The sequence below is a fragment of the Bradyrhizobium ottawaense genome (assembly GCF_900099825.1).
GTDB classification, from domain to species: domain Bacteria; phylum Pseudomonadota; class Alphaproteobacteria; order Rhizobiales; family Xanthobacteraceae; genus Bradyrhizobium; species Bradyrhizobium ottawaense_A.
This window is the reverse complement of sequence record NZ_LT629693.1, coordinates 6,845,791-6,865,996: the sequence shown is the minus strand read 5'-3', so window position 1 is coordinate 6,865,996 and position 20,206 is coordinate 6,845,791. Positions and strand designations below refer to the sequence as shown.

At 64.6% G+C, this 20,206-nt stretch carries 18 protein-coding genes; 12 read left to right on the top strand and 6 right to left on the bottom strand.

Annotation, left to right across the window (positions count from 1 at the left end):
• Nucleotides 1–47 precede the first annotated feature (47 nt).
• The 8 genes from BLR13_RS32255 (at nucleotide 48) to BLR13_RS32220 (ending at nucleotide 10,384) form a co-directional block, all read left to right on the top strand.
• Nucleotides 48–1,178 carry a M20/M25/M40 family metallo-hydrolase gene (locus BLR13_RS32255; RefSeq protein ID WP_074815172.1) on the top strand — a complete coding sequence of 377 codons (1,131 nt, stop codon included), beginning with the start codon at nucleotides 48–50 and terminating at the stop codon, nucleotides 1,176–1,178.
• A 256-nt stretch (nucleotides 1,179–1,434) separates the two neighbouring features.
• Complete coding sequence (locus BLR13_RS32250) at nucleotides 1,435–2,376, top strand: ABC transporter permease (RefSeq protein ID WP_074815175.1); 942 nt, start codon at nucleotides 1,435–1,437, stop codon at nucleotides 2,374–2,376.
• Nucleotides 2,376–3,266: an ABC transporter permease gene (locus BLR13_RS32245; RefSeq protein ID WP_074815177.1), complete on the top strand. Its 891-nt coding sequence runs from the start codon at nucleotides 2,376–2,378 to the stop codon at nucleotides 3,264–3,266. Before BLR13_RS32250 ends, BLR13_RS32245 begins: the two co-directional genes overlap by 1 nt.
• A 109-nt stretch (nucleotides 3,267–3,375) precedes the next feature.
• Nucleotides 3,376–5,022 carry an ABC transporter ATP-binding protein gene (locus BLR13_RS32240; protein ID WP_074815180.1) on the top strand — a complete coding sequence of 549 codons (1,647 nt, stop codon included), beginning with the start codon at nucleotides 3,376–3,378 and terminating at the stop codon, nucleotides 5,020–5,022.
• 191 nt (nucleotides 5,023–5,213) lie between these two features.
• The gene (locus BLR13_RS32235) at nucleotides 5,214–6,746 is read left to right on the top strand and encodes a M81 family metallopeptidase (protein WP_074815183.1); all 1,533 of its coding nucleotides are present in this window, start codon (nucleotides 5,214–5,216) and stop codon (nucleotides 6,744–6,746) included.
• A gap of 5 nt (nucleotides 6,747–6,751) precedes the next feature.
• Nucleotides 6,752–7,924, top strand: a complete 1,173-nt coding sequence (locus BLR13_RS32230; protein ID WP_074815186.1) for a M20 aminoacylase family protein — start codon at nucleotides 6,752–6,754, stop codon at nucleotides 7,922–7,924.
• The gene (locus BLR13_RS32225) at nucleotides 7,917–9,338 is read left to right on the top strand and encodes an amidase (protein WP_074815189.1); all 1,422 of its coding nucleotides are present in this window, start codon (nucleotides 7,917–7,919) and stop codon (nucleotides 9,336–9,338) included. The genes BLR13_RS32230 and BLR13_RS32225 overlap by 8 nt, the downstream gene beginning before the upstream one ends.
• A gap of 155 nt (nucleotides 9,339–9,493) precedes the next feature.
• The gene (locus BLR13_RS32220) at nucleotides 9,494–10,384 is read left to right on the top strand and encodes a crotonase/enoyl-CoA hydratase family protein (protein WP_074815191.1); all 891 of its coding nucleotides are present in this window, start codon (nucleotides 9,494–9,496) and stop codon (nucleotides 10,382–10,384) included.
• A gap of 292 nt (nucleotides 10,385–10,676) precedes the next feature.
• On the opposite strand, the gene BLR13_RS32215 is transcribed toward BLR13_RS32220, so the two are convergent.
• From BLR13_RS32215 to BLR13_RS32205, 3 genes are all read right to left on the bottom strand, one after another.
• Nucleotides 10,677–11,651, bottom strand: coding sequence for an NADPH:quinone oxidoreductase family protein (locus BLR13_RS32215; protein WP_074815194.1), 975 nt, complete (start codon nucleotides 11,649–11,651; stop codon nucleotides 10,677–10,679).
• Nucleotides 11,651–12,271 carry a 2-hydroxychromene-2-carboxylate isomerase gene (locus BLR13_RS32210; RefSeq protein ID WP_074815197.1) on the bottom strand — a complete coding sequence of 207 codons (621 nt, stop codon included), beginning with the start codon at nucleotides 12,269–12,271 and terminating at the stop codon, nucleotides 11,651–11,653. Before BLR13_RS32210 ends, BLR13_RS32215 begins: the two co-directional genes overlap by 1 nt.
• Nucleotides 12,272–12,446: 175 nt before the next feature.
• Nucleotides 12,447–13,151: a glutathione S-transferase N-terminal domain-containing protein gene (locus BLR13_RS32205; RefSeq protein WP_074815199.1), complete on the bottom strand. Its 705-nt coding sequence runs from the start codon at nucleotides 13,149–13,151 to the stop codon at nucleotides 12,447–12,449.
• 128 nt (nucleotides 13,152–13,279) lie between these two features.
• Here BLR13_RS32205 and BLR13_RS32200 point away from each other — a divergent pair, with 128 nt between their 5' ends.
• Nucleotides 13,280–14,302, top strand: a complete 1,023-nt coding sequence (locus BLR13_RS32200) for a methionine synthase (RefSeq protein WP_074815202.1) — start codon at nucleotides 13,280–13,282, stop codon at nucleotides 14,300–14,302.
• 128 nt (nucleotides 14,303–14,430) lie between these two features.
• Here BLR13_RS32200 and BLR13_RS32195 read toward each other — a convergent pair whose 3' ends face one another.
• The 3 genes from BLR13_RS32195 to BLR13_RS32185 all read right to left on the bottom strand — a co-directional run bounded on the left by BLR13_RS32195 (nucleotide 14,431) and on the right by BLR13_RS32185 (nucleotide 16,530).
• Nucleotides 14,431–15,057, bottom strand: a complete 627-nt coding sequence (locus BLR13_RS32195; RefSeq protein WP_074815205.1) for a hypothetical protein — start codon at nucleotides 15,055–15,057, stop codon at nucleotides 14,431–14,433.
• Between the two features lie 107 nt (nucleotides 15,058–15,164).
• Nucleotides 15,165–15,692, bottom strand: coding sequence for a xanthine phosphoribosyltransferase (gene gpt / locus BLR13_RS32190; protein WP_074815208.1), 528 nt, complete (start codon nucleotides 15,690–15,692; stop codon nucleotides 15,165–15,167).
• A 100-nt stretch (nucleotides 15,693–15,792) separates the two neighbouring features.
• Nucleotides 15,793–16,530: a competence/damage-inducible protein A gene (locus tag BLR13_RS32185; protein WP_074815211.1), complete on the bottom strand. Its 738-nt coding sequence runs from the start codon at nucleotides 16,528–16,530 to the stop codon at nucleotides 15,793–15,795.
• A 225-nt stretch (nucleotides 16,531–16,755) separates the two neighbouring features.
• On the opposite strand from BLR13_RS32185, the gene BLR13_RS32180 reads away from it, so the two are divergent.
• The 3 genes from BLR13_RS32180 to BLR13_RS32170 all read left to right on the top strand — a co-directional run bounded on the left by BLR13_RS32180 (nucleotide 16,756) and on the right by BLR13_RS32170 (nucleotide 20,156).
• Nucleotides 16,756–18,174: a circularly permuted type 2 ATP-grasp protein gene (locus BLR13_RS32180; protein WP_074815212.1), complete on the top strand. Its 1,419-nt coding sequence runs from the start codon at nucleotides 16,756–16,758 to the stop codon at nucleotides 18,172–18,174.
• A 2-nt stretch (nucleotides 18,175–18,176) separates the two neighbouring features.
• Nucleotides 18,177–19,121: an alpha-E domain-containing protein gene (locus BLR13_RS32175; protein WP_074815214.1), complete on the top strand. Its 945-nt coding sequence runs from the start codon at nucleotides 18,177–18,179 to the stop codon at nucleotides 19,119–19,121.
• Nucleotides 19,122–19,319: 198 nt separating this feature from the next.
• Nucleotides 19,320–20,156 (top strand): transglutaminase family protein, encoded by an 837-nt coding sequence (locus tag BLR13_RS32170; protein ID WP_074815216.1) that lies wholly within the window; start codon nucleotides 19,320–19,322, stop codon nucleotides 20,154–20,156.
• Nucleotides 20,157–20,206: the final 50 nt, after the last annotated feature.

The window sequence follows — 20,206 nt, the reverse complement described above, 5'->3', positions numbered from 1 at the left end:
CGATTTTCGTAAGCCCGCGCGAAGCTGCTCCAGCAGAGAGAAATTTCATGAACCCGGCCAATCTTCCCTTTGATTCCGAGACCATGCTGCAGGGGCTGCGAGGTTGGGTGGAATGCGAAAGCCCGACCTGGGATGCGCCCGCCGTCGAGCGCATGCTCGACCTCGCCGCGCGCGACATGGCGATCATGGGTGCGACCATCGAACGCATCGCCGGCCGGCAGGGATTTGCCGGCTGCATTCGCGCCCGCTTTCCGCATCCCAGGCAAGGCCAGCCCGGCATCCTGATCGCCGGCCATCTCGATACGGTCCATCCCGTCGGCACCATCGAAAAGCTGAAGTGGCGGCGCGACGGCAACAAATGCTTCGGCCCCGGAATCTTCGACATGAAGGGTGGCAACTACCTGGCGCTGGAAGCGATCCGGCAGCTCGCCCGCGCCGCGTTCACGACGCCGCTGCCGGTCACGGTGCTGTTCACCCCGGACGAGGAAGTCGGCACGCCCTCGACCCGCGACATCATCGAGGCGGAAGCCGCGCGCAACAAATACGTGCTGGTGCCGGAGCCGGGACGGCTCAATAACGGCGTCGTCACCGGGCGTTACGCGATCGCGCGGTTCAACCTCGAAGCCGTCGGCAAGCCGAGCCATGCCGGCGCCACGCTGTCCTCGGGACGTTCCGCGATCAGGGAGATGGCGCGCCAGATCATCGCCATCGACGGCATGACGACGGAGGACTGCACCTTCTCGGTCGGCATCGTGCATGGCGGCCAATGGGTCAACTGCGTCGCCACCACCTGCACCGGCGAGGCGCTGAGCATGGCCAAGCGCCAGGCCGATCTCGACCGCGGCGTCGAACGGATGCTGGCGCTGACCGGCAGCGCCAATGACGTCTCCTTCACGGTGACCCGCGGCGTAACCCGCCCGGTCTGGGAGCCCGATGCCGGCACCCTGGCGCTGTACGAAAAGGCGCGCGAGCTCGCCAAGGCGATGGGCCACGAACTCCCCCATGCCAGCGCCGGCGGCGGTTCCGACGGCAATTTCACCGGCGCCATGGGGATCCCGACGCTCGACGGCCTCGGCGTCCGCGGCGCCGACGCCCATACGCTCAACGAGCACATCGAGGTGGATAGCCTGGCCGAACGCGGCCGGCTGATGGCCGGGCTTCTGGCGACGCTGGAGTGAGTTCGAAAACGTACCGCAGTCGTCATGGCCGGGCTTGACCCGGCCATCCACGTCTTGCTTGCTGCGGTCGTCAAAGAACGTGGATGCCCGGGACAAGCCCGGGCATGACGGCTTAAGTTGTGGCTCCAATGAAGCGGGCTAGGTGGATCTACGTAGCCATCCAATGGCACGAGACTTGCTGAACTGGTACGCTACCGGCCGAGAATAGAGGCTGTGCCGACCGAATGAGCGGTTGCCACATTTGTAACGGATCAAAATGCTCGGATATCTGCTTCGCCGCATCCTCGCCACCATCCCCGTGATGGGCGTGGTTGCGCTGTTCGTGTTTCTGCTGCTGCGGCTGACGCCCGGCGATCCCGCCGCGATCCTGGCCGGCGACAATGCGACGCCGGAAAAGCTCGACCTTATCCGCACCTCGCTCGGCCTCAACGAGCCGCTGCATATCCAGTTCTTCACCTGGATCGGCCGGCTGCTGCACGGGGATCTCGGCGTCTCCCTGATCTCGAACGTACCGGTGCTGCAAATGATCGGCCAGCGCGTCGAGCCTTCGATCTCGGTGGCGCTGTGCACCATCATCCTCTCCATCCTGGTCGCGGTCCCGCTCGGCGTGATCGCGGCATGGAAGCACGGCACCTGGATCGACCGTTTCGTGATGGGCCTGTCGGTGGTCGGGTTTTCGGTGCCCGTGTTCGTGATCGGCTATGTCCTGATCCAGATCTTTGCGATCGACCTGCGCTGGGTGCCGGTGCAGGGCTTTAAAAGCATCACCGCCGGCTTCGGTCCGTTCTTCGAACGCATCATCCTGCCGACCTGCACGCTGTCCTTTATCTATGTCGCGCTGATCGCGCGCATGACGCGGGCCGCGATGCTGGACGTGCTCGGCGAGGATTACGTCCGCACCGCGCGCGCCAAGGGCATCAGCGAGACCGGCGTGCTGCTGCACCACGCGCTGCGCAATGCCGCGGTCCCCGTCATCACCGTGATCGGGACAGGTTTTGCGCTTCTGATTTCCGGCGTCGTCGTCACCGAGAGCGTGTTCAACCTGCCCGGCATCGGCCGCCTCACCGTCGATGCGGTGCTGGCGCGCGACTATCCGGTGATCCAGGCGATGATCCTTTTGACGTCGGGCATCTATGTTGCCGTCAACTTGCTGATCGACGTCGCTTATACCCTGCTTGACCCGAGGATTCGGTACTGATGGCCATCGAAACCCTCCCCGAACCGTCGATACCGGTTACCACGCCGTTTCGGCCAAAACTCGGCTTTCTCACCTCGACGCCGATCATCGCTGTTGCGACCGTTCTGCTGGGGCTGATCGTGCTGATGGCAATCCTGGCGCCGCTGCTGGCGCCGCACGATCCGCAGTTGCTGGCGCCGGCGCAGCGCTTGAAGCCGTCGACCGCCCTGCACTGGCTCGGCACCGACGGCTACGGCCGCGACGTGCTGTCGCGCATCATCTATGGCGGACGGATCTCGCTTGTTATCGGCATTGGCGCCGCGATCTTCTCGATCGGCATCGGGCTCGTCATCGGCCTCGTCTCCGGCTTCTTCAAATGGGTCGATGCCGTGATGATGCGGGTGATGGACGGGCTGATGGCGATCCCGAGCATCCTGCTCGCGATTGCCGTGGTCTCGCTGTCGGGCGCCAGCCTGATGACGGTGCTGATCGCGATCACGATCCCGGAAATTCCGCGCGTGGCGCGGCTGGTGCGCTCGGTGGTGCTGTCGGCGCGCGAGGAACCCTATGTCGAGGCCGCGATCTCGGTCGGCTCCAGCCTGCCCAAGATCATGTGGCTGCATCTGATGCCGAACACGATCGCGCCGCTGATCGTGCAAGGCACCTATGTCTGCGCGTCCGCCATTCTCACCGAGGCGATTTTGTCGTTCCTCGGCGCCGGCATCAACCCGGAGACCCCGACCTGGGGCAACATCATGGCCGAGGGCCGCGCCTACTTCCAGATCAAGCCGTCGCTGATCTTCTGGCCGGGCCTCCTGCTCTCGATCGCGATCCTGAGCATCAACCTGATCGGCGACGCCGCCCGCGACGCGCTCGATCCGAAGATGAAGCAGCGGGAGGGCGCGAAGTGAACACAGTCCCCGTCATTGCGAGCGAAGCGAAGCAATCCATCTTGCGGCGCAAAGAAAGAATGGATTGCTTCGTCGCTACGCTCCTCGCAATGACGATGAAGGTGTCAGCATGACCAACGCCGTCCTCGACATCCAAAACCTCGTCGTCGGTCTCGGCAAGGATCCGGCCGCCAAGCGCATCATCGACGGCATCTCCCTGCAGGTGCACGAAGGCGAGACGCTGTGCGTGGTCGGCGAAAGCGGATCGGGCAAGTCAGTGACGTCGCTGACGGTGATGGGACTGCTGCAGAAGGGCGCGCTGGTGCCGTCCGCCGGCAGCGTCAGGCTGGTCGGCGAGGAACTGCTCGCCGCCAGCGACCGCCGCCTGCGCCAGTTGCGCGCCACCACCATGGCGATGATCTTTCAGGAGCCGATGACGGCGCTCAATCCGGTGGTGCCGGTCGGCCGCCAGATCGACGAAGTGCTGCGCGTCCATACCGATCTCGATGCCCGCGCGCGCCGCCAGAAGATTCTGGCGATGATGGAACAGGTGCGGCTGCCCGAGGTCGAGCGCATCTTCGCCTCCTATCCGCATCGACTCTCCGGTGGCCAGCGCCAGCGCATCATGATCGCGATGGCGCTGGTGCTGGAGCCGAAACTCCTGATCGCGGACGAGCCAACCACGGCGCTCGACGTCACCACGCAGAAGCAGATCCTCACTTTGATCCGCGACCTGCAACGCGATCACGGCACCGCCGTGCTGTTCATCACCCACGACATGGGCGTGGTCGCCGAAATCGCCGACCGGGTCGCTGTCATGCGCAGCGGCCGGCTGGTCGAAACCGGCGCGCTCGACACCATCCTGCGCCAGCCCACGATGGAATATACCCGCAAGCTGCTGTCGGCGGTGCCGAGCCTGGTGCCGCGGGCGGCGCGCGAGGAAAGCACCGAACCCGTCGTGCTGGAGGCCAACGGCCTCTGCAAGGTCTATCGCGAACGTTCCTTCTTCGGCAAAGCCCGCGAGGTCGCCGCCGCCCAGGACGTGACGCTGACGCTGCGCAAGGGCCGCACGCTCGGCATCGTCGGCGAAAGCGGCTCCGGCAAGTCGACAGTGGCGCGCTGCATCGTGCGCCTGATCGACCCGACTTCCGGCGGCGTGCGCCTGGCGGGGCGTGAAATTTCCGACCTGTCCCGCCGGCTGCTGCAGCCGCACCGCCAGCGCATCCAGATCATCTTCCAGGACCCGTATCGATCGCTCAATCCGCGCGTCACCATCGGCGAGAGCATCGCGGAAGGCCCGATCAATTACGGCATGCCGCGCACCGACGCGCTGGCGAAGGCGCGCGAACTGCTCGAACTGGTCGACCTGCCGCCGGATGCGATCTCGCGCTACCCGCACCAATTCTCCGGCGGCCAGCGCCAGCGCATCGCGATTGCGCGCGCGCTGGCGCTCGATCCCGACGTGCTGGTGGCGGACGAAGCGGTCTCCGCGCTCGACGTCTCCGTGCAGGCACAGGTGCTGGAACTGCTCGATGAAATCCAGAGCCGGCTCGGCATCGCGCTGCTCTTCATCACCCACGACCTGCGTGTCGCCGCGCAAATCTGCGACGACGTCGCCGTGATGCAGCATGGCCGGGTCGTGGAACAGGGACCGGCCGCGCAGGTGCTGACACATCCGCAACAGGCCTATACCCGCGCGCTGCTCGAAGCAGCCCCCGGCCGCGGCTGGGATTTCGCCAATTTCCGGCCGGTTTCGGCCGGTATCGCCGCGGAGTGACGCTCTCTCCCCGTCATTGCGAGGAGCGCAAGCGACGAAGCAATCCATTCTATCTTTGCTCTGCAGTATGGATTGCTTCGCTTCGCTCGCAATGACGGCGTAAGCCCCATGCAAATCTGGATTGCTTCGTCGCTTGCGCTTCTCGCAATGACGAGTCTAACGTCGCACCGGAATTCAATCGAGACACCCTGATGACCCGTATCGCCGTCGGCGGCTTCCTGCACGAGACCAATACCTTCGCGCCGACGAAGGCGACCTATGCCGATTTCGTCCATGGCGGCGGTTGGCCGGCGATGGCGCAAGGCGCCGATGTGCTCAAGGTGATGCGCAAGATCAATGTCGGCCTCGCCGGCTTTGTCGAAGCGGCCGAAGCCAACGGCTGGGACATGGTGCCGACGGTCTCCTGCGGCGCCAGCCCCTCGGCCCATGTCACCAGGGATGCGTTCGAGCGCATCGTCAAGGTGATGGTCGACGGCATCGCCCATGCCGGCGCGCTGGATGCGGTTTATCTCGACCTGCACGGCGCGATGGTGACCGAGCATTTCGACGATGGCGAAGGCGAGATCCTGCGCCGCGTGCGCCAGGTGATCGGCCCGGATTTACCGCTGGTCGTCAGCCTCGATTTGCACGCCAATGTGACGCCTGACATGGTCGAGCATGCGGATGCGCTGATCGCCTACCGCACCTATCCCCATGTCGACATGGCCGACACCGGCCGCGCCGCCGCAAAACATCTCGCGCTTGTCCTGAAGACCAAGACGCGCTTTGCAAAGGCGTTCCGTCAGTTGCCGTTCCTGATTCCGATCAGTTGGCAATGCACCAACGACCAGCCGACCAAAGGCATCTATCAGCAGCTCGGGGATCTGGAGAGCGAGGCCGTGCCGACGCTGTCGTTCGCGCCGGGCTTCCCGGCCGCCGATTTCCGGGATTGCGGGCCGAGCGTGTTCGCCTATGGCAAGACCCAGGCCGACGCCGATGCGGCGGCGGACAAGGTCGTCGCACTGATCGAAGGCCATGAGGACGATTTCGACGGCCGCATCTTCTCGCCCGACGACGGCGTGCGCCATGCCATGGAACTGGCGAAGACCGCATCGAGGCCGATCATCATCGCCGACACCCAGGACAATCCCGGCGCCGGCGGCGATTCCGACACCACCGGCATGCTGCGCGCTTTGGTCCGCAACAAGGCCACCCGCGCCGCAACCGGCGTGATCTACGATCCGCAATCGGCCAGGGCCGCGCACGCGGCTGGCGTCGGCGCCACCGTCACGCTCGCGCTCGGCGGCAAGTCCGGCATTCCTGGTGACGCGCCCTACACCGAGACCTTCGTCGTCGAGAAATTGTCGGACGGAAAATTCGTGGCGCCCGGCCCCTATTATGGCGGCCGCGACATGGACATGGGCCCCTCTGCAGCCCTGCGCATCGGCGACGTCCGCGTGGTCGTGAGTTCGCACAAGGCGCAGCTCGCGGATCAGTCGATGTACCGTTATGTCGGCATCGAACCGACCGAGCAGGCCATCCTGGTCAACAAGAGTTCGGTGCATTTTCGCGCCGATTTCGAGCCGATCGCCGAGAAACTGCTGATCTGCGCCGCCCCCGGCGCGATGCCGGCGGATACCGCCTCATTACCCTGGACGCGGTTGCGTCCGGGCATTCGCATCAAGCCGAACGGCCCCGCCTTCACGCCGCCGGCCAAAGCACGTTCAACTTCCATCACGGGATAACAACCATGCCCACCATCGAACGCATCGACGGCTATGCCGAGGAACTCACCGCGATCCGCCGCGACCTGCACGCCCATCCCGAGATCGGCTTCGAGGAGGTGCGCACCTCGGGCATCGTCGCCGACAAGCTGACGCAATGGGGCATCGAGGTGCATCGCGGGATCGGCGGCACCGGCGTGATCGGCGTGCTGAAGGGCAAAGGTACCGGCACCAAGCGGATCGGGCTGCGCGCCGACATGGACGCGCTGCCGATGGAAGAGAACACCAACCTGAAATGGCGATCGACCATCCCCGGCCGCTTCCACGGCTGCGGCCATGACGGCCACACCACCATGCTGCTCGGCACCGCGCGTTACCTGGCGGAAACCAAGAATTTCGACGGCACCGTGCACTTCATCTTCCAGCCCGCCGAAGAAGGCCTCGGCGGCGCCCGTGCCATGATCAAGGACGGCCTGTTCCAGAAATTCCCCTGCGACGAGGTCTACGGCCTGCATAATGCGCCGGACCTCGAGCATGGCGAGATCGCAATCCTGCCGGGACCGGCGATGGCCGGAGCTGACTTCTTCGACATTGTCATCCAGGGCTATGGCGCGCATGGCGCGATGCCGGAGCGCTCCAAGGACGCGGTGGTGATCGCAACGACGCTGGCGCAGGCGCTGCAGACCATCGTCAGCCGCAACGTCGATCCCTTGAAGGCCGCGGTGCTCTCGATCACCCAGATCCATGCCGGCTCGGCCTATAACGTGATTCCCGGCGACGCCAGGCTCTGCGGCACCGTGCGCGCGTTCGACGACGGCGTGCGCGCACTGATCCGCGAGCGCATGCGCACGATCTGCGCCGGCATCGCCGCGACCTTCCAATGCGAGATCACCGCCGACATCCGCGACACCTTCAGCGTGCTGGTCAACGAGGTCGAGCAGTCCAAGGTGGTCGAGCAGGTGGCGAAGACCGTGGTCGATCCGTCCAAGGTCATCACCCGCTCGCAGCCGAAGATGGGCAGCGAGGATTTCGCCGACATGATGCAGGCGGTGCCCGGCGCCTATTTCTGGGTCGGCCACGAGGGCTCGGTGCCCGTGCACAATCCCGGCTACATCCTCGACGACAAGATCCTCCCGATCGGCGCCAGCATGTTTGCGCGTATCATCGAAACCCGCCTGCCGGTAGGTTCCCATGCATAAACCGGCGCCCGAGGAAGCGATCACGTCGCTGCACGACCTCAGCGCCGTCGACCTGATTGCCGGCTATCGCGCCAGGCAATTCTCGCCCTCGGAAGTGCTGGAAGAAGTGCTCGCGCATGTCGCGGTGTGGGAGCCGCACATCAAGGCGCTCTATCTGCTCGATCCCGAAGGCGCGCGCGCCACCGCCAAAGAGTCGACCGAGCGCTGGAACAACGGCAAGCCGATCGGCGCGCTCGACGGCGTGCCGGTCACGATCAAGGACAATGTTGCGACCAAAGGCCAGCCCGTGCCGCTCGGCGCCGCCAGCATGCCGCTGGTGCCTGCGCCGAAGGACGCCCCGCCCGCCGCGCGGCTGCGCGAGGCCGGCGCGATCATCTTCTCCAAGACCACGATGCCGGACTACGGCATGCTGTCTTCGGGGCTTTCCAGTTTCCACCCCCTCACCCGCAACCCCTGGGACATCAGCAAGAACCCCGGCGGATCGTCCGCCGGCGCGGGCGCCGCGGGCGCTGCCGGTTACGGTCCGCTGCATCTCGGCACCGACATCGGCGGCTCGGTGCGCCTGCCCGCCTGCTGGAACGGTCTGTTCGCGCTGAAGCCGAGCTTGGGGCGCGTTCCCGTCGATCCGCCCTATGTCGGCCGCGTGGCCGGGCCGATGACCCGCACCGTCGACGATGCCGCGCTGATGATGAGCGTGCTGTCGCGGCCCGACCGGCGCGACGGCATGAGTCTGCCCGCGATCGAGATCAACTGGAAGGCATTGGACAAATCGCCGCGCAAGCTGCGCATCGGACTGATGCTCGATGCCGGTACCGGCCAGGCGCTGGAGAAGGAGGTCCGCGACGTCGCGATCAAGACCGCGAAGGCTTTTGAATCCGCAGGCGCCGTCCTCACCGAAGTCGACGGCATCCTGACCCGTGAGATGCTCGACGGGCTCGACCATTTCTGGCGGGCGCGGATGTGGTCGGATCTCTCGCTGCTGCCGCCCGAGCAGCGCGCCAAGGCGCTGCCCTATATCTACCAATGGGCCGAGACCGGCGCCAAACTCAGTGGCGTCGACGTCGTCAGGGGTTTTAACGCCACCATGGCGATCCGGGCCGCGGCGGCAAAATTGTTCTGCGAGGTCGACTACGTCATCTCGCCGGTGTCGCCGGTGGTGAATTTTCCGGCCGAATTCGCCGCCCCGCTCAACGATCCGCTCAAGCCGTTCGAACACATCGCCTTCACCGTGCCGTGGAACATGTCGGAGAACCCGGCCGCCTCGATCAATGGCGGCTACGACAAGAAGGGTTTCCCGATCGGCGTGCAGATCGTCGGAAGACGCTTTGACGATCTCGGCGTGCTCGGCATGGCCAAGGCGTTCGAGGGCCTACGCGGCCCGCAGAAGCCGTGGCCGAACCCGCCGAAGAAGTGACGGCGTAGCTAACGTCGTCATGGCCGGGCTTGACCCGGCCATCCACGTCTTTGCCCGAAACGGAAGAAAGGCGTGGATGCCCCGGACAAGCCCGGGCATGACGTTGTATGAACGCGACGAAATAAGCAAAACAACAACAGCAGAGGAAACTCCCCATGGCGTATGAGACGATCAAGTACGAGGTCGAGGATCAGATTCTCACCATCACGCTGAACCGGCCCGACAAGCTCAACGCCTTCAACGGCACCATGCAGCAGGAACTGATCGACGCGTTCGACGCCGCCGACAAGGACGACAACGTCCGCGCCATCATCGTGACCGGCGCGGGACGTGGCTTCTGCGCCGGCGCTGATCTCTCCTCCGGCGCCAACACTTTCGACCGCGATGCCCGGCGCGGGCCGGTGAAGCGGCTCGCCGATGGCAGCGTCGACTACAGCGATCCGCAGGTCCGCGACGGCGGCGGCCAGGTGACGCTGCGCATCTTCAAGTGCCTGAAGCCTGTGATCGCGGCGGTGAATGGCCCCGCGGTCGGCATCGGCGTCACCATGCAGCTGGCGATGGATATTCGCATTGCGTCCGAGGCCGCGCGCTTCGGCTTCGTGTTCTCCCAGCGCGGCATCGTGCCGGAAGCCGCATCGAGCTGGTTCCTGCCGCGCATCGTCGGCATCTCGCAGGCGCTGGAATGGTGCTATTCCGGCCGCGTGTTCCCGGCGCAGGAAGCCCTCGCCGGCCGTCTCGTCAGCAAGGTGGTGCCGCCTGACGACCTGCTGCCGACCGCGCGCGCAATGGCCAAGGAATTCGCGGCCAAGACCGCGCCGGTATCGGTCGCGCTGATCCGGCAGATGATGTGGCGGATGATGGGCGCCGACGATCCGATGGAAGCCCACAAGGTCGACAGCCGCGGCATCTATGCGCGTGGGCGTTCGGACGACGTCAAGGAAGGCGTGGTCTCGTTCCTGGAAAAGCGTCCGGCGCAGTTCAAGGACAAGGTGTCGGCCAATATGCCCGACTATTTCCCGTGGTGGGACGAGCGCGGGTATAAGTGACCGCGAAGCGGTCATCGCGGGCGTCTATCAAACGTCATTGCGAGGAGCGAAGCGACGACTTGTCTGCCGTAGCTCGACGAGCGAAGGCGGAAGCAATCCATACTTTCTTTGCCGCACAATGGATTGCTTCGCGGAGCCTGTCATCGGGCGGGCGCTTCGCGCCGACCCGGTGGCTCGCAATGACGGAATAACTAGCCGTAGGGTGGGCAAAGGCGCGCTTGCGCCGTGCCCACCATCTTCGCACAACGATGGTAATGGTGGGCACGCTGCGCTTTGCCCACCCTACGCTCCATCACCCCATCGTCAGCGCCACCCGTCCGATCGCCTTGCGGTCGATCAGCAGCCGCATCGCGCGAGCAAAATCTTCCAGCGGCAGGCGGTGGGAGATGTTGGGGCGGATTTTTCCGGCCTCCGCCCATTCCAGCAACGCCTTGATCCTGACTTCGCCCAGCGCCGGGTTTTTCCGCACCGCTTCGCCGGCGCGGACACCGAGGACGCTGGCGCCCTTGATCATCAGCAGATTGGTCTTCGCGAGCCCGATGCCGCCGGTGAAGCCGATGATCAACAGCCGTGCGCCCCAGCTGATGCAGCGCATGCTGTTCTCGAACACCTCGCCGCCGACGGGATCGAACACCACGTCGGCGCCGCGCCCGTCGGTGATGCGCTTGACGGCATCGCGGAACGGCTCCCGGTCGTAGCGGATGAGATGATCGGCGCCGCGCGCCCTGGCGATTTCGAGCTTCTCGTCGCTGGAAGCGGTCGCGATCACGGTGGCGCCGAGCATCTTGCCAATCTCGACGGCGGCCAAGCCGACGCCGCCGCCGGCCCCATGCACCAGCAGCACCTCGCCCGGCCTTAGCTGGCCGCGGTCGATCAGCGCGTGATACGCCGTGCCGTGGCCGGCCAGAAACGTCGCCCCCTCGGCGTAATCGAAGTTTTTGGGCAGCGACACCAGTTGCGATGGCGTGGCGACGGCCTCGTCGCAATAGGCGCCGTGCCGCATCTTGACGATGACCTTGTCACCGACCGCGACGCCCTTTGCATCATTGACCTCGACGACATCTCCCGCGGCTTCCACGCCCGGCGTGAACGGCAGCGGCGGCTTGAGCTGGTATTCGCCTGCCGCCATCAGCACGTCAGGGAAATTGATCCCGGCGGCGCGAACGGCGACGCGCACCTGCCCCGGCGACAAAGGCGCCGAGGCAAAGGTTTCCAGCCGCAGGCTCTCGGGCGGGCCGAGTTCGCGGCAGACAACGGCTTTCGGCATCAGGCGGCCTTCTCTTGCAGGCGCAGCACCGCTTCGCGGATCAGCGGCATCCGGTCGTTGCCGAAATACATGTCGGTCTTGCCGACGAAAATCGTCGGCGAGCCGAAACCGCCGCGCGCCATCACTTCATCGGTGTTGGCCTTGAGCTGGTCTTTAATGGCCTGCTGGCCGATGCCTTCGAAGAATTTGACGTGATCGACGCCGGCTTTCTTGCAGACCTCCGTCAGCACCGAATCCTGCGAAATATCCTTGTCGCCGCCCCAATAGGTCTCGAACACCGCGCGGGCGAACGGCACCATCTGCTGGCCGGATTCCCTGCCCGACCAGATGCAGCCGCGCATCGCCTTGACGCTGTTCACCGGAAACACCGTCGGCGGCATCTTGATCGCGAGCCCCGCCGAGCGCGCCCAGTCGGCCAGGTCCTTCTTCATGTAGCGCGCCTTCAACGGCACCGGCGTCTCGCGCTGCGCGTAGACGCTGGGATTGACGGTATTGAAGATGCCGCCGACCAGGATCGGCCGCCAGCTGATGTCGACGCCGAGCTCTTTCGCCAGCGGCTGGATGTTGTGGAAGGCGAGATAGGTCCAGGGACTGGAACAGTCGAAGAAGAATTCGATCATGGGGGTTTTTTCCTTAGTTATTGTGACCTGTGTTTTTCCACCGTAATTGCGAGCCACCGGGTCGGCGCGAAGCGCCGCCCGATGACAGGCTCCGCGAGGCAATCCATCTCACGACCCGAAGAAAGAATGGATTGCTTCGTCGCTTCGCTCCTCGCAATGACGGCGGAGCGGCGACCTAGCGCTTGCCCGCCATCTCCTTCGCAGCCTGCCCGAACATGTTCTTCCGCGCCTCCTCGTCGAACGGCTCTTTCACGAACTTGCCGATCGCAAGCCCCGCCTGAACCTGCGGCCGGGCACGGACGGTAGCGTACCAGCGCTTGATGTTGGGATAATCGTCGAGCGTAAAGCCCTGCGCCTTGTGAGTCATGGCCCAGGGAAAGCAGGCGATGTCGGCGATCGAATAATCGCAGCCTGCGACATATGCGCCGGTCTTGCCCAGTTGGCTATCGAGTACACGATAAAGCCGCGCTGCTTCGTCGCGGTAGCGCTCGATCGCATAGGGGATTTTTTCGGCCGCATAGAGCGCGAAATGGCCGTGCTGGCCCAGCATGGGCCCGAGCCCGCCCATCTGCCACATCACCCACTGCAGAGCCTGCGAGCGGCCGCGCATGTCGGCAGGCAGAAAGCGGCCGGTCTTTTCCGCGAGATAGGTCAGGATCGCCCCGGTCTCGAACACCGAAAACGGCCCGCCGCCATCGGCGGGCACATGATCGACAATCGCCGGAATCCGGTTGTTGGGGCTGATCGCCAGAAACTCCGGCCGAAACTGCTCGCCGGCGCGGATGTTGACGGGAATGACGGTATAGGGAAGCCCGAGTTCCTCCAGCATGATCGAGATTTTCCAGCCGTTCGGCGTCGGCGCGTAGTGCAGGTCGATCATGGCTCCCTCGATGCCGTCACCTCGGGTTTATTCCCCGGCAACGGCGACTTTTGTTGTTCTGTACGGCGATCATAAGACATGGCAGACAGGCGCTCAATCAGACAATCAGAACCTGCCGGGAGGCCGTCATGCTGTTTCCAACCACCATCGCAGGATCGCTGCCGAAGCCGGAATGGCTGGCCGAGCCCAACACGCTGTGGGCGCCCTGGAAGTCCAAAGGCGACGAACTCGCCCGCGCCAAGCGCGACGCCACCATGCTGGCGGTGAAGCTGCAGGAGGACGCCGGCGTCGATATCGTCACCGAGGGCGAGCAGGCCCGCCAGCACTTCGTCCACGGTTTTCTGGAGAAGATCGAGGGCATCGATTTCGCCCACAAGGTCGAGATGGGCATCCGTAAAGACCGCTACAAGGCGATGGTGCCGCAGGTGGTGGCGCCGCTGGCCTTGAAGGGCCGCGTCCATGCCGACGAGGCCCGCGTCGCCCGCAGCCATACGAAGAACAAGCTGAAATTCACCCTGCCCGGTCCGATGACCATCATCGACACCATCGCCGACAAATATTACGGCGACCGGGTCAAGATGGCGTTCGCCTTTGCCGAGCTGTTGAACGAGGAAGCCAAGGCGCTGCAGGCCGACGGCGTCGACGTGATCCAGTTCGACGAGCCCGCCTTCAACGTCTACATGGACGAAGTCTCCGACTGGGGCATCAAGGCGCTGGAGCGCGCGGCCGAGGGGCTGACCTGCGCCACCGCCGTGCACATCTGCTACGGCTACGGCATCAAGGCCAATACCGACTGGAAGGAAACGCTGGGCACGGAGTGGCGGCAGTACGAGGATATTTTCCCGGCGATTGCCAAGAGCCCGATCCAGCAGGTCGCGATCGAATGCCGCAATTCGAAGGTGCCGCTGGATCTGCTCGCGCTGCTCACCGGCAAGATCGTCCAGGCCGGCGTCATCGACGTTGCCAGCGATACGGTCGAGACCGCGGAGGATGTGGTTGCCGTGATCGAGCAGGTCGCGAAATTCGTGCCGAAGAGCAACATCATCGCGACCACCAATTGCGGCATGGCGCCGATGCGCCGCGATATCGCGGAAGCGAAACTGATGGCGCTCGGTGCGGGAGCGAAGCTGGCGCGGGAGAGGTTGGGGTGAGATGACACAGCCTAATGCCCGTCATGGCCGGGCTTGACCCGGCCATCCACGTCTTTGCCTGCGCCAGAAAGAAAGTCGTGGATGCCCGGGTCAAGCCCGGGCATGACGAAGAATAGAGCCGTTGCGCCTTACACGATTGGCTGTGCCGCACTTGCATGCAGCACCGGCCGATAGCCCGCTGATATCGCGCGCAAGGTCGATGGCGGCGTCAGCAACATCGCGCCCTTGATCGCGTTGTCCACCTTGCGATAACCAGCCATCGACCACAACAGTGCCCTGCCCTGCAGAACCAGAAAGCTTTCCGCCCCCTGCTGCACCATCGCGCCGTCAGGCAATTCGGCTAGCGGTACCGGCAGCGGATGCAGCCGCTTCTTGCCGCGTTCCAGCCGCTCGCGATGCAGCACGGCATCCATCTCCTTTGCGCGCAGATCCGTCACACCATTGCCAGCCTCCCACGCCGCGCGAAAGCGATTGGCGTCGTCGCGGCGGCAGAAGAAGCACGGGCGGTGGCCGGCCGCGAACGCGGTCGCCTCGTCGAGGAAGAACAGTTCGGTCCAGCTCCGGCCGCCCATCACCTGGCGCCGCCAGCCGCGGAATTCGCAGACGCAGGTGAGCCAGGCCGGGCTCGACCAGCGTTTTTTCAGCAGGGTTTTGGTCGCGGGATCGTGGATGATGCCACGGTTGCCGGTGAAAATGCCGCGATGCGGATCGGCGACGATGTCGCCGGTGGGGGTGACGCGGTTTTGGAGGGGCATGAGAGAGCCTACAACCAGCCACCGTCATTGCGAGGAGCGAAGCGACGAAGCAATCCATCTTTTTGCGGCGGCATGGATTGCTTCGCTTCGCTCGCAATGACGCTGAATTAAGCCGCCCCGTCGCGGATCGGCGGCTGGAACGACAGCGCGGTGTCCCAGGGAAAGAAGATCCAGGTGTCTTGCGACACTTCGGTGATGTAGGTATCGACCAGCGGACGGCCCATCGGCTTGGCGTAGACGGTGGCGAAATGCGCGTCCGGCATCATGTCGCGGACCAGCCGCCCGGTCTTGCCGGTATCGACGAGGTCGTCGACGATCAGCAGCCCCTTGCCGGTGCCGCCGCCGAGCTTGGCGGTGTCGGCGGAAACCCCCTTGAGAACCTGAAGCTCGCCCTGCTTGTCGTGATCGTAGCTCGCGATGCAGACGGTATCGATCACGCGCACGCCAAGTTCGCGCGCCACGATCGCGGCCGGCACCAGCCCGCCGCGGGTGATGGCGACCACCGCATGAAATGGCCCGACCTCGTTGAGCCGCCAGGTCAGCGCCCGGCAATCCCGGTGAAACTGGTCCCACGACACCGGAAAGGCCTTGCCGGCCCGCTCCTGCGAGCTGAGTGTCGGTGCATCCGCAGCCATTGTGTTCTCCTGCAACTTTTGAACTCGCAGCTCTAGCTTTTTGTTTTGACCCGTTTTCCCAGCGCGAACCGGTGCCCACTTCGCTCGAAAACGCTATGGCCTAGCGCGCCGCGTGAATGGCCGCCAGCATCTCCTTCACCGCGGTCATCGCGGCGGCGAGCTTTTCGGGATCGCGCGAGCGGACGACGAGATTGGTGTTCGGCTTCTTGTCCTCGTCCTGGAACGGATAGCTGCCGATGATGGTGTCGGGATGGGCATTGGCGATATCCCGCAGCGGGCCGCCGATGTCGCCTTCCCGCGCGTCGGCGCGAACCGTGTCCGACAGCATCCGCACGCCTGATTTCAGCTTGGGCGCGACGATGTCCATCATCGCCTGCATGATGGTGGGGATGCCGGCCATCACGATGACATTGCCGAGCTTGAAGCCGGGCGCCAGGATGGTCGCGCTCTGGATCAGTTCGGCGCCGTCGGGAACGCGGGCCATGCGCAGCCGCGCCTCGTTGAGGTCCTGCTCGGTCCAGCGCTCCCTGAAGCGCGCCACCACCTCGGGGTGATGGTCGATGCCTACCCCGAACGCCTTGGCGACGCTGTCGGCGGTGATGTCGTCATGGGTCGGGCCAATGCCGCCGGTGGTAAAGACGTAATTGTAACGATGCCGCAGCGCATCAAGCGCGGCGATGATGTCGGCCTCGTCGTCGGCGACAACCCGGACTTCCCTAAGGTCGATACCGATATTGGTCAGGTATTCGGCGATAAAGCCGATGTTCTTGTCCTTGGTCCGGCCGGACAGGATCTCGTCACCAATGACCAGAATTCCCGCCGTGACGATCTCACTCATGTCTCTCTTCCCCACCTGTCCCCGGACGACATTGCGCAAGCAACGCATTGAAGTCACGGGGGTTTGCTGCCGAAATAAGCACCCGGCAGCCTGATTTTAGGGCAGCACGGCGAACTACCCATACCAAATGCCGCCGGCCAATGCATATCGCGCTGGCCCGGCCCTTGCTACCATCCCGTCAAGTCATGCACTGTGTCGTATGGCTTCCAGAGATAGTCAGGATTTATGGCAGTCGCGTTTGATGAAATGAACGGCCCCGGCGGGGACCTCCGCTCGGCTTACCACGAGCTCTCCCGCTGGCTGAAGGAGACGCCGCCCGACGCCCTGGAGTATCGCCGCCAGGAAGCGGAACTGCTGTTCCGCCGGATCGGGATCACCTTCGCGGTCTACGGCGACGCCGAAGCCCAGGAACGGCTGATCCCCTTCGACGTGATCCCGCGGATCTTCTCGGCCAAGGAATGGACCCTGCTGGAAAAGGGCCTGAAGCAGCGGGTTCGCGCGCTCAACATGTTCCTGCGCGACATCTACCACGGCCGCGACATCCTCCGCGCCAACATCATTCCCGACGACCTGATCTTCCAGAACCCGGTGTTCCGGCCCGAGATGAACGGCCAGGCCGTGCCGCACGACGTCTATGTCCATATCGCCGGGATCGACATCGTCCGGGTCGACGCCAACGATTTCATCGTACTGGAAGACAATGCGCGGACGCCGTCCGGCGTCTCCTACATGCTGGAAAACCGCGAAATCATGATGCGGCTGTTTCCGGATCTGTTCGCCCGCCACCGCGTCGCCCCGGTGGAAAAATATCCCGACGAATTGCTGTCGGCGTTGCGTTCGGTGGCGCCGCTTTCGGCCTCGGCGGAACCGACGGTCGCGCTGATGACGCCCGGCGTCTACAACTCCGCCTATTACGAACACTCGTTCCTGGCCGACAAGCTCGGCATCGAGCTGGTCGAGGGCCGCGACCTCGTCGTCAAGAACGACGAGGTGTTCATGCGCACCACCGAGGGCCTCAAGCGCGTCGACGTGATCTACCGCCGCGTCGACGACGACTTCCTCGACCCCCTCACCTTCCGCCCGGATTCGGCGCTCGGCGTCCCCGGGCTGATGTCGGCCTATGCGGCCGGCAACATCACACTGGCGAATGCAGTCGGCACCGGCATTGCCGACGACAAGGCGATCTATTCCTACATGCCGGAGATCGTGAAGTTCTATCTCGCCGAAGAGCCGATCCTGAAGAACGTCCAGACCTGGCGCTGCCGCGAGCCAAAGGACCTGTCCTACGTGCTCGATAACCTCGGCGAACTCGTCGTCAAGGAAGTGCACGGTTCCGGCGGCTACGGCATGCTGATCGGCCCTGCCGCAACTAAAGCGACGATCGAGGCGTTCCGCGACAAGCTCAAGCGCGAACCGGAAGGCTTTATCGCCCAGCCGACGCTGGCACTGTCGACCTGCCCGACCTGCACGGCTTCCGGTCTTGCGCCGCGCCACGTCGATCTCAGGCCGTTCGTGCTGACGGGACGCGATCACGTCACCATCGTGCCGGGCGGGCTGACGCGGGTCGCGCTGAAGGAAGGTTCGCTGGTGGTCAATTCGAGCCAGGGCGGCGGCACCAAGGACACCTGGATACTGGACGAATAGAGATGCTGTCGCGCACCGCCGAAAACCTGTACTGGCTGGCCCGCTATGTCGAGCGGGCCGAATATCTCGCGCGCACCATCGACGCGACCTTGCGCGTCACCGCGCTGCCCGCCGCCTATATCGGCAAGACCAACGAGTGGGATTCCGCGCTTCTCACCGCCGGGGTCAGCGCCAGCTTCTACGAGGCCTATCAGGAAGCCGACGAGCAGAACGTCGTCGAGTATCTGGCGTTCTCGCCGTCCAATCCGTCCTCGATCAAGAACTGCATCGAGGCCGCCCGGCTCAATTCGCGCTCGGTCCGCACCGCGCTGACCTCAGAGATGTGGGACACCATCAACTCGGCCTGGATCGAATTGCAGGAGGTCTGGGGCAAAGGCACGTCGACCCGCGAGGAACTGGCGAAATTCCTGCGCTTCGTGCAGGAGACCTCGCTGCGGTTCGACGGCTCGGCCTACCGGACCATGCTGCGCAACGACGCCTACTGGTTCTCGCGGCTCGGCCTGCACCTCGAGCGCGCCGACAACACCGCCCGCATTCTCGACGTCAAGTATCACGTGCTGTTGCCCGAGGAGGAGCATGTCGGCGGCCCGCTCGATTACTATCAGTGGACCTCGATCCTGCGCTCGGTGTCGGCGCTGACCGCCTATCACTGGGTCTACCGCGAGACGCTGAAACCCTGGCTGATTGCCGATCTCCTGATCCTGAACGACACGCTGCCGCGGTCGCTGGCGAGCTGCTACAGCAACCTGGTGCGGAACCTCGACCAGATCGGGGTCGCCTATGGCCGCCAGGGCGCCTCCCAGCGCCATGCCCGCGGCGTCCGCAACCGGCTCGAACACAGCCATATGGACGACATTTTCCAGCATGGCGTCCATGAATTCATCCAGGAATTCATTTCGGATAACGCCCGGCTCGGCGAAATCATCACCAAGCAATATCTGATCTGACGAGTTAAAGTTGCGCGCGCTTAAATTCCGTCATGGCCGGGCAGTAGCGCGAAGCGCGTCTTCGCGCTAGATATCCCGCCCATCCACGCCTTGCTATGCCGTTCCGGTACAAAGACGTGGATGCCCGGACGTCTGGCGTGAAGACGCGCTTCGCGCTAATGCCCGGCATGACGATCCTAACCTTATCCTGGTCAAGCCATGCGCCTGCGAATTGCCCATTCCACCAGCTATCGCTACGAGCCGCCGGCCACCGGCGTGATCCAGATCCTGCGCCTGACGCCGGGTAGCCATGACGGGCAGTACGTCGCCGAATGGCATGTCGACGTCTCGACCGATTCGCGGCTCGACACCCATGAGGATGCCTTCGGCAACGTCACCCATGTGCTGACGCACGGGCCGATCGCCGACCTCACCATCCGGGTCGAGGGCCTGATCGAGACCCACGACACCGGCGGCGTGCTGCGCGGCACCGACGAGCGGTTCCCGCCGAGCTTCTTCCTGCGCTCGACCACGCTGACCGAAGTCAATCCGGCGATGGCAACCTTCGCCCGCGAACTGCGCTCGGAATCCGACGGCGATATCCTCGGCTTCCTGCATGCGCTGATGGTGCAGATCAACGAACACATGACGTTCGACGAGGATCCCACCAACAGTGGAACCTCGGCGGCGGAAGCCTTCACGCTCAAGCGCGGCGTCTGCCAGGACTATGCGCATATCTTCATCGCCTGCGCCCGCTCCGGCGGGGTGCCGGCGCGGTTCGTGTCCGGCCATTTCCTGCGCTCCGACGGCACCGTGAACCAGCAGGCCGGGCACGCCTGGGCGGAAGCCTTTGTGCCCGATCTCGGCTGGGTCGGGTTCGATCCCGCCAACGCCATCTGCACCACCGACGCCCATGCCCGCGTCGCGATCGGGCTGGATTATCTCGGCGCAGCCCCGGTGCGCGGCACCCGCTACGGCGGCGGCGCCGAGACGCTGACGGTGGCGGTCAAGGTCGACCGGGCCGGACGCTCCGGGCAGTGGCAGAGCCAGTCGTAGGTCTCACCACGAAGAAAGTCCTCATCCCCGCGCAACGGCTTCGCCGTTGT

Coding starts and splice junctions, on each gene's coding strand:
- BLR13_RS32255 (WP_074815172.1), top strand. CDS start 48: ATGAACCCGGCCAATCTTCCCTTTGATTCCGAGACCATGCTGCAGGGG.
- BLR13_RS32250 (WP_074815175.1), top strand. CDS start 1,435: ATGCTCGGATATCTGCTTCGCCGCATCCTCGCCACCATCCCCGTGATG.
- BLR13_RS32245 (WP_074815177.1), top strand. CDS start 2,376: ATGGCCATCGAAACCCTCCCCGAACCGTCGATACCGGTTACCACGCCG.
- BLR13_RS32240 (WP_074815180.1), top strand. CDS start 3,376: ATGACCAACGCCGTCCTCGACATCCAAAACCTCGTCGTCGGTCTCGGC.
- BLR13_RS32235 (WP_074815183.1), top strand. CDS start 5,214: ATGACCCGTATCGCCGTCGGCGGCTTCCTGCACGAGACCAATACCTTC.
- BLR13_RS32230 (WP_074815186.1), top strand. CDS start 6,752: ATGCCCACCATCGAACGCATCGACGGCTATGCCGAGGAACTCACCGCG.
- BLR13_RS32225 (WP_074815189.1), top strand. CDS start 7,917: ATGCATAAACCGGCGCCCGAGGAAGCGATCACGTCGCTGCACGACCTC.
- BLR13_RS32220 (WP_074815191.1), top strand. CDS start 9,494: ATGGCGTATGAGACGATCAAGTACGAGGTCGAGGATCAGATTCTCACC.
- BLR13_RS32215 (WP_074815194.1), bottom strand. CDS start 11,651: ATGCCGAAAGCCGTTGTCTGCCGCGAACTCGGCCCGCCCGAGAGCCTG.
- BLR13_RS32210 (WP_074815197.1), bottom strand. CDS start 12,271: ATGATCGAATTCTTCTTCGACTGTTCCAGTCCCTGGACCTATCTCGCC.
- BLR13_RS32205 (WP_074815199.1), bottom strand. CDS start 13,151: ATGATCGACCTGCACTACGCGCCGACGCCGAACGGCTGGAAAATCTCG.
- BLR13_RS32200 (WP_074815202.1), top strand. CDS start 13,280: ATGCTGTTTCCAACCACCATCGCAGGATCGCTGCCGAAGCCGGAATGG.
- BLR13_RS32195 (WP_074815205.1), bottom strand. CDS start 15,057: ATGCCCCTCCAAAACCGCGTCACCCCCACCGGCGACATCGTCGCCGAT.
- gpt (WP_074815208.1), bottom strand. CDS start 15,692: ATGGCTGCGGATGCACCGACACTCAGCTCGCAGGAGCGGGCCGGCAAG.
- BLR13_RS32185 (WP_074815211.1), bottom strand. CDS start 16,530: ATGAGTGAGATCGTCACGGCGGGAATTCTGGTCATTGGTGACGAGATC.
- BLR13_RS32180 (WP_074815212.1), top strand. CDS start 16,756: ATGGCAGTCGCGTTTGATGAAATGAACGGCCCCGGCGGGGACCTCCGC.
- BLR13_RS32175 (WP_074815214.1), top strand. CDS start 18,177: ATGCTGTCGCGCACCGCCGAAAACCTGTACTGGCTGGCCCGCTATGTC.
- BLR13_RS32170 (WP_074815216.1), top strand. CDS start 19,320: ATGCGCCTGCGAATTGCCCATTCCACCAGCTATCGCTACGAGCCGCCG.